Here is a 14,313-nt window from a genome sequence, read left to right as displayed (position 1 = left end):
AAAAAAGTTTTGAAAGTCTAAAATAAGAATTTAATGGGGGGGGAGGGAGGTGGACCCCCTCCCCCATCTGGTTTAGGAATAGCGCTCTTCCATGTCGCGCTCAATCTGCTCAAGGGAGCGGCCAGATGTCTCTGGCATAACCTTGAACAAGATCACCGCAATCACAAGGTTAAGCACACCGTACAGCGTGTAGGTAAGCCCACCACCCAGGCTCTCCATCATCGGTGGGAATGTCCAGGTGATGAATGCATTCGTAATCCACATGCAGAAGATTGCAGTACCGTTCATAACGCCACGCACGTCCGCAGGGAACAGCTCGCCCATCATCGTCCACACCACCGTGCCGTTTGAAGACTGCACAATCAGCATGAACACTCCCATCAGGCCAAGAATGAGGAACGAGGCCCAGCTTGGCGGCACAGTGCCATTAGCAATGTGCGGCGCAATCGCGAATTGGAACGTAGCAGCAATACCAAGCAGACAAACACCTACACCAGTTACGTCTGCAATCAGGATTTGGCGACGCCTAAACTTCAAGATCAGCCAGATACCCAAAACAGAACCAATCACGCTCATAACACCATTTGCAACCTGAGCCGTAATCGAAGCGGAAGTGGACATGCCCGCGTATTCAAGAACCTTCGGCGCGTAGTACATAACGGTATTAACACCCGTAGTTTGGTTAACAATGGCAAGGAAAATACCAACCAGCATAAGCTTTCGAAGCCAGGGCACCGAGAACACATACCGCAAGCCCTTGTTCGACTCCTCAGCCTCAGCTTCATGCTGACGAGCCTCAATCATTTCCATGAGTTCATCTTCGAGGGAACCGTCACGCTGCGGGTCACGGATACGCTTGAGCGAGGCAATCGCATCGTACATACGCATCTTCGACATGTACCAGCGTGAAGATTCAGGCATCAGACGAATACCAATCCACAGGGCGATAGCCGGAATTGAACACAGGACAAGCATGTACCGCCACGCGGCACCGTTACCGGCTGCAACCACGAGTTGATCGAGGAACGCATGGTACTGATCTGCGCTCATCGAACCACCCTTGGCAACCTGGAAAGCACTAAGCGTGTCGAAAGAGTAAACACCCGGAGCTAGGTTGCCCGAGGGGTCACTTTCAATAGTTACCTGCGGACCACCGTACATAGCATTGATGACCGCGTTCATGGTGAATGCCAGCAACTGACCGGTAACAATCATCAACTGGTCAACAGCAACGATGGAACCGCGAATCCTCTTCGGCGCCGTTTCAGCCAAGTAGACAGGAACCGTTGCCGAGGCACCACCAACTGCGAAGCCCAGAATCAGACGGAACGGATACATCACCCATACATTTGGAGCAAAGGCGGTACCAAGCGCACCAACCAGGAAGAGTATGGCCAACAGCGTAATGTTGTGACGGCGACCGTAACGGTCTGAAAGCCTAGAACCAATCAGAGCACCTAGAGCTGCACCAACCAAAAGAGTGCCACCGATTGCACCCTCTTGGAACGCAGTGAGCTGCAGGCCCTCCGCCCCATACGGCATGTGCATGTAAGGCAATGCGCCAGAAATTACGCCGGTATCATAACCAAACAGCAACGAACCGAGTGTAGCGACGGCAGCAATCGCGAAAACACCGCGGTGCTTACCCGAAGATGGAGTGTCTTTAACAGCCTTCGCCAACTGGTCGCGGGTTATCCCTTGCATTGGGATTTCACGAGCATCTTTGCTCATGCGACTTCCTTTCTTGATCCTCAACAATGAGAGGTGTAACTGTATTGAAGTGACAATTTGGCAACAAATTGCCGTTTACGAATCAAAAGTAGTTTTGCCTTCAACTACCGAAACGTCGTGCCATTGGCCATCCGCAGCGGAAGCGACAATAGCTTCATCGACTTCTGCTGCACACCAGGCATCTGCCGCAGATGGAGCGTGTTGCTCTCCAGTAAGGATCGACTTCAAGAACTGCGCGGCTTCAACACACTTCATGTCGTCAAACCCCATCGAGGTGCCGATTGCCGGCTGGAAACGGCTCCAGTTATCCCACTGAGGGCCCGCCATAGCGCGCGTGTATCCATGCGTAGCACCATTGTCTACACCCAGGCACACCTCTAGTTCGTTCAAACGCTCAAAATTCCAACGTGCCGACCCCTTAGTGCCGTAGACCTCAACGACATATTCCGCGCGAGGGCCAACACTGACTCGCGACGACTCCATCGTTGCAATCACGCCGTTATCGAAACGAGCAAGCAAAGCAACATAGTCTTCATTCTCTACCGGGCTCGTCTGGTCTCCGATCTCAAAACCGGAATGACCAAAGCCCATCTTCGTAGGAATCGGACGTTCCTTAATGAATGTGTCCGTAAGAGCCGAAACGGAACTGATACGGCCAATGATGTATTGAGCTAGGTCAGCGCCGTGGCTCATCAGATCTGGCACCACGCCCGCACCCGCCTTTTCACGCGAAGCACGCCACGTGAGCGGTCCCATTGGCGAGGAGTTGTAATCAGCAATAAACCAAACACGTGCGTTCGTTATCTTGCCGAGCTCACCGCTACGCACCAGGTGACGCATGTACTCAATAGCCGGAGTGTGGCGGTAGTTGAAACCGACTGCAGTTGGCAAGTTCGCCTTAGCGGCCGCCTGTGCGACGGCCTTGGCCTGCTGCGCACTCACCCCCATAGGCTTTTCAATCCAGAACGGCTTGCCGGCCTCTACTGCTGCCAGGGCGATCTCTTCGTGTAAGAAGTTTGGTGAACAGATCGAAACAACATCCACATCCGGATCTGCGAGTAGCTCACGGTAGTCACCGTAAGCGCGTTCAAACCCTAGATCTTCAACCGCTGCACGTTGAGCTTCTTCAACTGGATCTGCAGCGGCAACAAGCTTTACCTGTACCCCGAGTTCAGGAAAGTGCTCACTCACAGCCTTGTAACTGCGCGCATGTAAGCGCCCCATCCATCCCAGGGAGATAACGCCAACGCCAATCGTCTTCTTGGTAGTCATTGGTTTCCTCCGAACATCTTTGTCCGCTCATTGCATCGCCCGATTTGGCAACATTGCCCAAAACTTTGTATTGACAAATCTATCAGCGAGATTCGGCCTGGTCAAGACTCTTGATTGGAAAAGAGGATATAGAGTTTTCCTGATCAGGCGTGCTAAATCAACAAGTACCCGGCCGAAACCACTGTCAAAATAGTAACTACGGGATCAAAAACCTCTTGCGACATACGCGAAGCTAACACTTTACCAAGCAACGCCCCCAGCAACACGAGGGGTAAAAACGGGACGGCGATGTGCAATGATTCACCCCCGACACTCCCCAAAGCCAAGGCGAACGGGAGCTTTGCTACGTTAACTAAAAAGTAGAACCAGGCCGTGGTTCCCAAAAAAGTCTTTACCGGGAACTTCGCCGCCAAAAAATACATCGTTGTTACCGGCCCGCCCGCGTTCGCGGCCATTGTTGTTACACCCGCAAGAGAACCGAAAACCGCTCTCGCCCAAGGCCCCTCTAGGTTCAGATGTGCATTTTTCTTTAAAAGAAAAGTTGTCACGGCAATGAGGGCGAGGAGAACCAAACCAATACTCACGCGTATCACGCGGTCAGAAGCCACATACAAGAACAACGCGCCCAAAGCGAGTCCTACCAGAACTCCTGGCACGAGACGCGCCAAAGTTGGCCAATGAGCCTTCTTGCGATACATAACTATCGCGATCACGTCACCCGCGAGCAACATCAGCAACATAACGCCCGTGGACTGCAGAGCAGGCATCACTGCCGCTAGCAAAGCAACAGCGAGCGTGGCAGCACCCGGCAACGCCGTTTTAGATATGCCCACTATAAATGCACACAGTCCCAATACGATCAGTGCACCTGTTGTGAACCCTGCCATTTTGCCCTCACAAAGAAAAAGCACCGTTCCCCCCATTGGGATCGGCGCTTGCTAGTTGGCGGTCGTTTTACAACCTAACCGGAAGCTCACCTGCGATTCATCTGTAGATGTAGATCAACGAAAACACCAGCAATAGCTCCACATACGGTCAGGAGCCCTGCGAAAACGACCATTGCGGTTAGATCAGTCGCGATACCGACAACCACCATGGAAGCCACAATCACTGCAAAAACAGCGATAACCAGCTTGAACAGAGGACGAGCCTCTACCTTAATCGTGTGCGGAGCAGCAACAGTAAGTGCGTACGTACCCAATGTAGATCTTCCTTTACGGTTCCTTGTGCGGAACCGTTTGGGATAACGTCCCGCACGGCTATGTGCTCGGCTTGCGCCGACATCAACCACCCTTGTGATCGACATTTACAGACTACTCAAGCCCCCATACTTTGTAAAGACAAATATTTTCGATGGGACGTCAGTTTCCGCGTCTGCTCACGCAGCAATGTCATGTAGGTTTGCGCGCAAAAGCGCGCAAACCTACATCTCACAAACGACTTTGCGCGCCGGAGAATACTGCTATACCCGGCACGCAAAGTGTTGAAACTAACAGCTAAAGCTTGACTACTACGCCTTCCTTTGCCGCCTTCTCAGCAGCTTCAGCCAAACGTAGCGCCTGTGCACCATCCTCAATTCCTGGGGAAGGAACGCGACCATCGGTGACGGCATCGATGAACGCACTGAGTTCGCGCGCATACGCGGCCTCGTAACGCTCCAAGAAGAAGTCTAAATACGGCTCCTGAGCATCCGTCACGTGCTTGTTAGAACGACGAACCGTGGTAGGACGAATATTCTCAGCAAAGAGCGCGCCCTCAGAGCCGAACGCCTCCAGCCTCTGGTCATAGCCAGAAGCACAGTGGCGCGAGTTCGTAATCGTGGCGCTACGGCCCGCCTCGTTCTGAAGAGTTACTACAACACCATCGAAATCACCGGTGTCCGCAAGCTCGGGGTCAAGGTTTTGCCCCACCGCAGTAACCGTCTTGATGTCGCCCAGGAAGTGGCGAACCATGTCGAAATCATGGATCGTCATATCCTTAAAGATGCCGCCAGAAACCGCAATGTACTCCTTTGGTGGAGCAGCCGGGTCACGAGAAATAATCGTCAGCTGTTCAAGCTGACCAATCTCGCCAGCCTCTACTGCCTCATGAATCGAGCTGAACGACGGGTCGAAACGACGGTTGAATCCCAGCATCACCAGCGGATTAGGCGTGCCCTGGGCTTCGAGACGCTCACGAATCTGAGCAACGGATTCGCTATCCATAGCCAGCGGTTTCTCACACAAAGCCGGCTTACCGGCAGCGGCAGCGGCAACAATATGATCTCCATGCAGCGGAGTTGGCGAACAAATGATGATTGCATCAACATTGTCAGATACGAAAACATCATTAGCTTCACTCGTTGCTTCCGCCCCGTAAGCCTGGGCAACCTCTTGAGCAGAATCCAACATGGGATCAGCAATCAAAGTGAGCTTAGCCTGCGGGTGAGCCGCAACGGAGCGAGCATGCACGCGGCCAATGCGGCCCGCGCCAATAATTCCAATTCGAAGCATAATTAACCTTTCAACGAGACAAGCACAACGGTTTTACGGGGCAGGAACAATGATGTCTCGAACCAGAGCATCAAGGTTGGCGTCTGCCTGCAGGAACTGACGGAGAGTCTTACGAGTGGCCCCGAAGTCCTCGAACTCCTCTACCGTCATGCCGTCCTCGTCATAAGCACGGTGGAATTCAGGGATCCGGCGAAGCTGTTCGAGGTAGTACTCATCAACCGGAACGTCGATGCGAGAAACCGGCTCGTAGTCGGAAGCGTTAATGATCTCCTGCCACTTAAACGGCGGCGAAACAACCATGTCAGCGCCCTGGAATTCGCTCCACTGCAACACATTCCTGAATGCGGCAACTAGCGGACGGGCACGGAAACCGCGCTCCTGGAAGATCTTGTAAACCTTCTTCATAGCCGCAACGCCAGCCCACTCAAGAGCGGACGGATCGATAAAGATGCGATCGCGAGCAACAACGTGCTTCAACCAGTCATCCAGACGGCCAACCATAAGGGTAACCACCGGGCCCATCTGCGAAACGTCATGGCCCTCAGCCTCGCGACGCTTCAGGCCGCGCTCGATAGCCTCCCCTGCTTTAACACACTGAGCAACAGTGAACGAAACAGTGACGTTCATCGATACGCCGCGGTATGTGGCCTCTTCAATCGCCTCAAGACCAACCTTGGTTGCAGGAATCTTCACCACAATATTCGGTGCCAGATTGTGGAACTCTTCAGCCTGGTCAGCCAGCGCCTTAGCGTCGCGGTGGAAACGCGGATCGGTCTGAACCGACAGGCGTCCGTTGCGACCCTTATGCTCCTCGAATGCCGGCTCCAGCAGCTTCGCAGCCTCGACAGACATGTCCTTAACGGCGCGCCAGCCGATCTCAGACTCACCCCACGTCGGATTCGCATCTGCGATCGCCTTAATACGATCGTTCCAAATCTCCGGATGCTTTGAAATAGTGGTGTAAGCAATCACCGGGTTACAGGTAGCGCCAACACCGCCAAACGAAATTGACTGGCGCAACTCTTCTAAATCCGACGAGTCATTCCAAAGAACCGTAGGGAATTGCTTAGTCGCGGTAAGCAAAGGTCCGGGGGTAAAATCAGTCACAGTTCCTCCTGCGAAAATCCTGAGGATGGCCACCATTGGACATCCAACTATCCGTAGCCCTAAGTGAACTCCAAATCAGAACGCATGTCAAGCATTTGTAACGACAAACTAGTTTCGTTCCCGGCCAGCTCGTAGACGACATCCCCTATAATTCTGCACCACCAGTGCCCAAACGAGCACTTATAAGCATAAAGTCCGCCGTGCGGGGCTAGAATCTCCACATCCCGCCACCCCTGCCGTGCGCCGACATCCTTTTTCTTAAATTGTCTTGACAATACTTGACGTACAAAACACAAAGACCGACAATTGCAAACAAGTGCTTTCTTAGCGCGAGCGACGAAGACGTTAGCTTTTGCGCACACGCACCATAAGCTTTAAAGAGCGGAACCAATCGTGAATCCCAAGGAGTACCAATGACGGACAACAGCAAATACATTGTTCGCGCCGGCTCAACATCGCACGGCTCGTACGAAACCGACCTGGATCCTAAGCGGGCTGGCTGGGAATGGTCCTCGCTACGCGTGCTCAATCTTCCTGACGGCGAAACAATCACCGTCGAAGGTGACGAGACAGAATACCTCGTGCTTCCACTATCGGGCGGATGCACAGTTAAGGTAGAGAACGAAGAATACGAGATCAAGGGACGCGAATCCGTGTTTACTGACATCACGGACTACGCCTACATTCCGCGAAACACGGACATCACGATCACCGCATCCGGACACGCCCGCATCGCCCTACCTGGCGCCAAAGCTACCAAAGACCTCTCGCCTCGCTACTGCCCCCGCGAAGAAGTGGGCACCGGTCTTCGTGGCGCCGGCCCCTCCTCTAGGCAGGTCAACAATTACGCGCTGGGCAACACGGTTGAAACCTCGCACCTACTGGCCTGCGAAGTGCTAACACCGGGCGGAAACTGGTCTTCCTACCCCCCTCACAAGCACGACGAGCACAACGAAGTTGAGCGCGAACTTGAAGAAATCTACTACTACGAAATTCGCCGCGGAGACGCAGGCCGCGAAGGCTTTGCAATCCAGAGGATCTACCCCTCCCCCGGACACGACATTGACGTCTGCACCGAAGTTCGTGACCGCGACATCGTGGTAATGCCCTACGGATACCACGGTCCCTCAATCGCAGCACCCGGTTACGACCTCTACTACCTCAACGTAATGGCAGGGCCGGCAGAAGACTCTGTGTGGCTCATGACCGACGACCCCCACCACACATGGGTGCGTCAAACGTGGGAAACCCAAGAGGTTGACCCCCGCCTGCCGATGACCCCCATGAACCCCTCCGACTCTGAGTAGCTATAGAAAGAACGCATCATGACCCACCAAGTCCAAACGATTCGACTCACGGTCGCGCAAGCCACCATCCGTTTTCTGGTCAACCAATACAGCGAACGCGACGGGATTGAACAACGATTCATAACCGGAGCCTTCGGCATTTTCGGACACGGCAATGTGGCCGGCATCGGCCAAGCACTGCTCCAAAACGAAATCGACCCCGAACCTGACGGCGGCGAGATGCCGTACTACATGCCCCGCAACGAGCAGGGGCAGGTCAATGCCGCCGCTGCCTACGCGAAGGCATCTGAGCGCATGCAGGCGATGATGTGTACCGCTTCCATTGGCCCCGGCTCTTTGAACATGGTTACCGGCGCCGCACTGGCCACCACTAACCGCCTGCCCGTCCTTCTATTCCCCTCGGACCAGTTTGCAACCAGAACGCCCGACCCAGTACTACAGCAGGTCGAAAACCCGCAGACGTTGGATACGTCGGTCAACGACGCATTCCGCCCAGTTTGCACCTTCTTTGACCGCATTAACAGGCCTGAGCAGTTGTTCCCCTCCCTCATGCAAGCCATGCGCACGCTCACCGACCCTGCCGACACTGGCGCTGTAGCACTCGCAATGCCGCAGGAGGTGCAGGCAGAGGCATACGACTTCCCCGTTGAAATGTTTGAAAAGCGCGTCTGGCATATTCGTCGCTCGCCCGCCGACCACGCTTCCCTAGAGCGCGCGGCGCAGATGATTCGGGGTGCCAAGCGTCCCCTTCTGATTGCAGGTGGCGGCGTTATCTACTCCCACGCTAGCGAAGAACTACGAGAGTTCGCTAAAGTCACGGGCATTCCCGTATCCGACACGCAGGCTGGCAAGGGTGCAATCAACTTTGACCACCCGCAGTCCGTAGGCGGAGTTGGCTCCACCGGTTGCGACGCCGCAAACCACTTGGCCGACAAAGCCGACTTGGTGATCGGCGTAGGAACGCGCTACTCGGACTTCACCACCGCCTCCCGCACCCAGTTTAAGAACCCCGATGTGAGCTTCCTGAACATCAACGTCAAGGCATTCGACGCCGTTAAGAACAGCGGCGAAATGGTTATTGCTGACGCGCGCGAGGCACTGTCCGCCCTCACAGAAAAACTCGCCAACCACCATGTGGAGGCCGAATACGCTGAGGAAATTGCAACAGAAAAGGCCGCATGGGACAAGGTAGTTGACCATTTGACCAACCTTGGCCACGCCCCACTGCCATCCCAGGTAGAGGTATTTGGCGCCCTAAACGAAATGATGGGCGACAACGACGTAGTGATCAACGCAGCCGGATCAATGCCCGGTGATCTACAGGCCATGTGGCGCGCACGCACCCCCGTGCAATACCACGTGGAATACGCATTCTCTACCATGGGCTATGAGATTCCCGCGGCTCTCGGCGTGAAAATGGCACTACCGGACTCGCAGGTAGTTTCGATCGTTGGAGACGGCACCTACCAGATGCTGCCCATGGAACTAGCCACGATCGCCCAAGAAGGCGTGAAAGTTATCTTCGTCCTGTTGCAAAACTACGGTTTCGCATCCATTGGCGCACTGTCTGAATCACGTGGTTCGCAACGATTTGGCACCCGCTATCGTGCGGGCGGCGGCACCAGCCACACCGAGGACGGCTGCAAACTGGACGTGGATCTAGCCGCGAACGCTCGCTCGTGGGGCATTGATGTGATCGAGGTGCACACCATCGAAGAGTTCAAGGAAGCGTACCACGTAGCCGAGAAGGCTGAGCGGACCACCATGATTCACATCGAGACTGACCTTTACGGACCAAACCCGCCTTCCAGCTCTTGGTGGGATGTTCCCGTATCGCAGGTATCTCGCATCGAATCCACCCAAAAGGCATATGAGGAATACCTGCGCGACCAGGAGCCTCAACGTCAATACACCAAGCCAGCTAAATAGGCCCCAATAGAACCCGGATCGGGTGGGATCACGCCATTTTCCTTCTCGGCGTGTCCCACCCGATTCATGTTTTTCACGCACAAACAACCAAGCAACATCTTTGTCATGACAAATGCCGCTTACGGTTGTATACTGTAGCCGTCGACGGGATCATCTTCCCGCTTTTCCAATAGTGCACAAAGAGGTTCGCAGATGAAAACTATTAAGCATTGGGTCGACGGAAAGTACTACGAAGGCAACCCTATTGCCACGCTTGACGTTGAAAACCCCGCCACGGGTGAAGTCGAAGGCACCCTACTGGAAGCATCCGGTGAGGACCTTGACCACGCCGTAGAAATCGCTAAGAAGGCACAAAAAGAGTGGGCTAAAGTGCCACTAGCCAAGCGCACTGCAATCATGTTCCGTATGCGCCAACTGGTTCTCGACCACCAAGACGAGATGGCTCGCCTGATTGTTGCGGAGCACGGCAAGAACTACTCGGATGCAATCGGCGAGATTCAGCGCGGACGCGAAACCCTCGATTTTGCGACCTCGATTAACGTTGCGCTCAAAGGCGAGTACTCATTTGACGTCTCCACCGGCGTGGACATCCACAGCATCAGACAACCGGTTGGCGTTGTTGCCGGTATTTGCCCGTTCAACTTCCCGGCCATGGTTCCCATGTGGATGCACCCGCTGGCGATTGCCACCGGCAACGCGTTCATTTTGAAACCGTCCTCAGCCACCCCCTCCGCCGCATTGCTTACTGCAGAGCTGTACAAGGAAGCTGGCCTTCCCGACGGCGTATTCCAGGTACTATCTGGCGACCGCTCACTGGTGACGAACATTTTGGAACACCCCGGCATTGACGCTGTGTCCTTTGTTGGCTCAACGCCAGTTGCACACATTGTGCAGGACACGGCAACCAAGCACGGCAAGCGCGTTCAGGCACTGGGCGGGGCAAACAACCACGCCATTGTCATGCCGGACGCAGACCTTGATTTTGCCGCACAGCACATCTCTGCGGCTGCTTTCGGAGCGGCAGGCGAACGTTGCATGGCACTGCCCGTAGTTGTAGCAGTTGGCGGGATCGGCGAAAAGCTCGCCGGCCTCGTGAAGAAGCATGCTGAGAAGATCCACGTTGGCGAAGGCATGGGCGAAGGCGTCGAGATGGGTCCGGTCATCTCCGCAAAGGCTAAGGAACGCATCACCGGCCTCATTGACGATGCAGAAAAGCGTGGCGCGAAGGTTGTACTCGATGGCCGCAAGCTAGTTGTTGAGGGCTACGAGAACGGCCACTTCCTCGGCCCAACCATCCTCGACGACGTGCCGTTGGACTCACCGGCATACTACGAAGAGATCTTTGGCCCCGTTCTTGTGATCGTCCATGCGGACACCTACGACGAGGCAATCAAGATCGTAAACGCTGTGGAGTTCGGCAACGGTTCAGCAATCTTTACCAATGATGGTGGTGTTGCCCGCCGCTTCAGCCTAGATGTGGAGGCCGGCATGGTTGGCATCAACGTGCCGATCCCAACCCCGGTTGCCTACTACTCGTTTGGCGGCTGGAAGCAGTCCTTGCTTGGCGACATGCACATCCACGGCCCCGAGGGCGTGAAGTTCTACACCAGGGCAAAAGCAATCACCTCACGCTGGCCGTCTGAACAGACCTACGAAGCAACCATGTCTTTCCAGCGCGAAAGCTAAAACGCTTCCTCGCGAATAGTAGAAAGCTGAGATAGCCGAATACTGGCACTGCCCTCGCCACCTGTACCGTGGCGAGGGCAGTTCATGTTGTAGCACGATTCCTGAGCCGCTCGATCGGAGTCTCGACGAATTCGAACTACCAAACTTAAACGAATAGGGGCTCTATTCCTTCAGATTCGCACATGAGCCTCGATCAATAAACTTCGGCTCGAACACCACACTATTGGAGAGGTCTTCAACGGACTTCGCGCGTGAGGCATCAACCAACAGATCCACGCATTGGCGTCCCATCTGCTCGCGGTCCGTTGAGACCTCCGACAAATCAAACGCCGTATCAGCCGTGTAACCGATCTGGTTACCCATCGTCACAATCGAAAAATCGCGCGCAACCTCAAGCCCTTGATCCGCGGCAAAACCGATCACCCCCTCCGCTACCGGCATGTTGTCAGTAATAATCACAGGATTGCGTCTGCCTGAATCTTCACAGCAGAGATGGCGTTCGCTGCGATCTTCACCGACGCGATAGCTGCCCGGGATATCGCTCTGATACGCAGGCGTCTGCTCGCCGAGACGGCCGATGCGGCAAGCACTCGTCAAGACGTCTATTCGCGCTCCGAGGTGCGTTACGTCTCTTCCGTGGACGCGCCTAAGCTGCGCACCCAGGCCGATGAGGCGGCCAAGAAATACCGCCTTCTGGATACGAAAATCCAGCAGCTGAACTGGCTGACCGAACTTAACTAAAAAGACTCGTTGGTAGTCTCGCGATTTTGGCGAGCGTCACCGCGGCCGACGGTTTCGGCCACATGGCAGTCCGACATAAGCCAGGACTAGGGCGTTCATGCCGCCCCAAATCACTCAGGGCTTATGCGCGGCGCACAAGAGCACTACGCGAGAGCCTGGCATGGCTCACTGATTTACTACCGGACGCTGAAAAATCGCGAGGCGAGGGTGGGGTCGGGGATCTGTCTTTTAACTTTTAGATTGAAGACCAAGCTATGGTGAAAGCAGTTTCGTGTAAAGTTGCAAAGTATCAGTGATTCAGTTCAAGGAGGGGCTGGGTCATCGCTTTGTTAACTAGCAAAAACTCCTCGTATTGAGGAACCGAGTACGGAAAAGCGAAGATGCCAGAAACTAAGTATCTAGTCGGTATTGACTTTGGAACACTATCTGGGCGTGCTGTTGTGGTTCGCGCAGACAATGGTGAAATGCTTGGCACTGCTGTTGCCGAGTATCCGCACGGTGTCATGGACGAGACGCTGGATAGTGCTGATGGCCAGGCGCTGCCGCCTGGCTACGCGTTGCAGGATCCGGGCGATTATGAGTACGTTCTTCGCCGTGTAGTTATTGGAGCCGTCAAGGACGCCGGAATCGATCCCACTCGTGTGGTCGGAATTGGCGTGGACTGCACGTCGGCAACCATCTTGGTAACGGATAAATACGGCGTGCCGCTTTGCAAGAAGCCCAAGTATGCGAATAATCCGCATTCTTGGATCAAGCTGTGGAAGCATCACGGTGCGCAGGAGCAGGCAGACCGTCTGGTTGCCGCCGCTAAGGAGCGTAACGAGCCTTGGCTGGCCCGTTACGGTGGAGTCCTTTCTTCCGAGCTACTGCTGCCGAAGGTCCTGGAGACCTACGAGAAGGCCCGCGACGTTTACGACGGAGCTTCTTACTTCGTCAACTTGATGGACTGGCTGACCTGGAAGCTGACAGGAAAATTGACTTACGCGGCTGGCGACTCAGGCTACAAGCGCATGTACCAGGATGGCCATTACCCTTCGCAGGAATACCTGGAATCGGTTTCTAAGGGCTTCGGTACTGTTTTCGAGGACAAGATGTCTGGCCCGATCCTGCCGCTGGGAGCCAAAGTTGGTGGTTTGCATAGCGAACCTGCAGCAATTCTGGGACTGCCTGAAGGAATTGCAGTCGCTTCTGGCAATATTGACGCGCACGTTGTTGTTGCTGGTGCTAACGCCGTCAAGCCTGGTCAGTTGACCGCCATCATGGGCACCTCCAGCTGCTACGTAGTTAACGATAAGGAGCTACACGAGGTTCCTGGCGTCTTCGGAATTGTCGACGGCGGTGCTGTCGATGGTGCTTGGGGTTACGAGGCAGGCCAGACGGCAGTTGGCGACATTTTCGCGTGGTACACCGAGAACTGCATCCCTGTAAGGTACGAGGATCTCGCCAAGGAGAAGGGCGTTTCCGTCCACGAGCTGCTCGGCGAACTAGCCATGCAGCAGAAGATTGGCGAACACGGTCTAATCGCACTGGATTGGCATAACGGCAACCGTTCAATTCTTTCTGACTCGCGCCTTTCAGGCACGATCATGGGCTTGACCCTAGTTACAAAACCAGAAGAGATCTACCGAGCACTACTCGAGTCGACCTGCTTCGGTGCGCGCGTGATTATCGAAAACTTTGAGCAGTACGGCGTCAAGATCGACGAGATTGTTGCCGCAGGTGGTCTGCTGAAGAACGAGTTCTACATGCAGATGCTCGCGGACATCACCCGCAAGCCGATCACGATTTCGACGGCTCCGCAGACTGGCTCCTTGGGTGCTTGCGTCTTCGCTGCCACTGCCGCCGGTATCTACCCATCGGTATTCGAAGCTGCTGAGGCAATGTCCCAGACCGAGCAGTACAAGTACAAGCCGAACGAGCCCAGCTCCAAGGAGTACGACGTGGTCTTCAGCTTCTACAAGGAACTGCACGATCACTTCGGGCGTGACGAGACCGACATCATGGCAAGGATGAAGGCATTCCAGAGCGAGCAGAAGGAAAAGAAGTAG

Annotated in this window: 12 protein-coding genes; 5 read left to right on the top strand and 7 right to left on the bottom strand. The window is 54.8% G+C overall.

Translation table 11 applies throughout. The annotated features are described in order from the left end of the window. Nucleotides 1-72: 72 nt before the first annotated feature. The 6 genes from AC5RE1_RS06305 to AC5RE1_RS06280 all read right to left on the bottom strand — a co-directional run bounded on the left by AC5RE1_RS06305 (nt 73) and on the right by AC5RE1_RS06280 (nt 6,638). Nucleotides 73-1,731, bottom strand: coding sequence for an MFS transporter (locus tag AC5RE1_RS06305; protein WP_006681621.1), 1,659 nt, complete (start codon nt 1,729-1,731; stop codon nt 73-75). Between the two features lie 75 nt (nt 1,732-1,806). After that, on the bottom strand, nt 1,807-3,003 hold the full coding sequence (locus tag AC5RE1_RS06300; protein WP_006681622.1) for a Gfo/Idh/MocA family protein: 1,197 nt from the start codon (nt 3,001-3,003) through the stop codon (nt 1,807-1,809). 152 nt (nt 3,004-3,155) lie between these two features. Then, nucleotides 3,156-3,890 carry a sulfite exporter TauE/SafE family protein gene (locus tag AC5RE1_RS06295; protein ID WP_006681623.1) on the bottom strand — a complete coding sequence of 245 codons (735 nt, stop codon included), beginning with the start codon at nt 3,888-3,890 and terminating at the stop codon, nt 3,156-3,158. An 86-nt stretch (nt 3,891-3,976) separates the two neighbouring features. Then, the gene (locus tag AC5RE1_RS06290; RefSeq protein ID WP_006681624.1) at nt 3,977-4,204 is read right to left on the bottom strand and encodes a hypothetical protein; all 228 of its coding nucleotides are present in this window, start codon (nt 4,202-4,204) and stop codon (nt 3,977-3,979) included. 295 nt (nt 4,205-4,499) lie between these two features. Continuing rightward, the gene (gene iolG / locus AC5RE1_RS06285) at nt 4,500-5,495 is read right to left on the bottom strand and encodes an inositol 2-dehydrogenase (RefSeq protein WP_006681625.1); all 996 of its coding nucleotides are present in this window, start codon (nt 5,493-5,495) and stop codon (nt 4,500-4,502) included. A gap of 33 nt (nt 5,496-5,528) precedes the next feature. Then, nucleotides 5,529-6,638, bottom strand: a complete 1,110-nt coding sequence (locus AC5RE1_RS06280; protein ID WP_050998820.1) for a transaldolase family protein — start codon at nt 6,636-6,638, stop codon at nt 5,529-5,531. Nucleotides 6,639-7,015: 377 nt separating this feature from the next. On the opposite strand from AC5RE1_RS06280, the gene iolB reads away from it, so the two are divergent. From iolB to AC5RE1_RS06265, 3 genes are all read left to right on the top strand, one after another. Then, entirely contained in the window at nt 7,016-7,909 is an 894-nt protein-coding gene (gene iolB / locus AC5RE1_RS06275; RefSeq protein ID WP_006681627.1) for a 5-deoxy-glucuronate isomerase, read from the top strand. Nucleotides 7,910-7,927: 18 nt separating this feature from the next. Further along, nucleotides 7,928-9,838, top strand: coding sequence for a 3D-(3,5/4)-trihydroxycyclohexane-1,2-dione acylhydrolase (decyclizing) (gene iolD, locus AC5RE1_RS06270; protein ID WP_493938460.1), 1,911 nt, complete (start codon nt 7,928-7,930; stop codon nt 9,836-9,838). A gap of 192 nt (nt 9,839-10,030) precedes the next feature. Further along, nucleotides 10,031-11,524 (top strand): CoA-acylating methylmalonate-semialdehyde dehydrogenase, encoded by a 1,494-nt coding sequence (locus tag AC5RE1_RS06265; protein WP_006681629.1) that lies wholly within the window; start codon nt 10,031-10,033, stop codon nt 11,522-11,524. A 162-nt stretch (nt 11,525-11,686) separates the two neighbouring features. Here the strand turns inward: AC5RE1_RS06265 and AC5RE1_RS06260 are convergent, their stop codons facing one another. Beyond that, nucleotides 11,687-12,121 carry a substrate-binding domain-containing protein gene (locus tag AC5RE1_RS06260; RefSeq protein ID WP_279378245.1) on the bottom strand — a complete coding sequence of 145 codons (435 nt, stop codon included), beginning with the start codon at nt 12,119-12,121 and terminating at the stop codon, nt 11,687-11,689. Here AC5RE1_RS06260 and AC5RE1_RS06255 point away from each other — a divergent pair. Both AC5RE1_RS06255 and AC5RE1_RS06250 read left to right on the top strand, forming a co-directional pair. Then, the gene (locus tag AC5RE1_RS06255; RefSeq protein WP_006681631.1) at nt 12,017-12,265 is read left to right on the top strand and encodes a DIP1984 family protein; all 249 of its coding nucleotides are present in this window, start codon (nt 12,017-12,019) and stop codon (nt 12,263-12,265) included. The genes AC5RE1_RS06260 and AC5RE1_RS06255 overlap by 105 nt on opposite strands. Before the next feature lie 380 nt (nt 12,266-12,645). Continuing rightward, nucleotides 12,646-14,313 (top strand): ribulokinase, encoded by a 1,668-nt coding sequence (locus tag AC5RE1_RS06250; RefSeq protein ID WP_493938459.1) that lies wholly within the window; start codon nt 12,646-12,648, stop codon nt 14,311-14,313.

The organism is Actinotignum sp. usb-actsch-rep-73, assembly GCF_059082735.1.
This window is presented reverse-complemented; position numbering and strand designations above follow the sequence as displayed.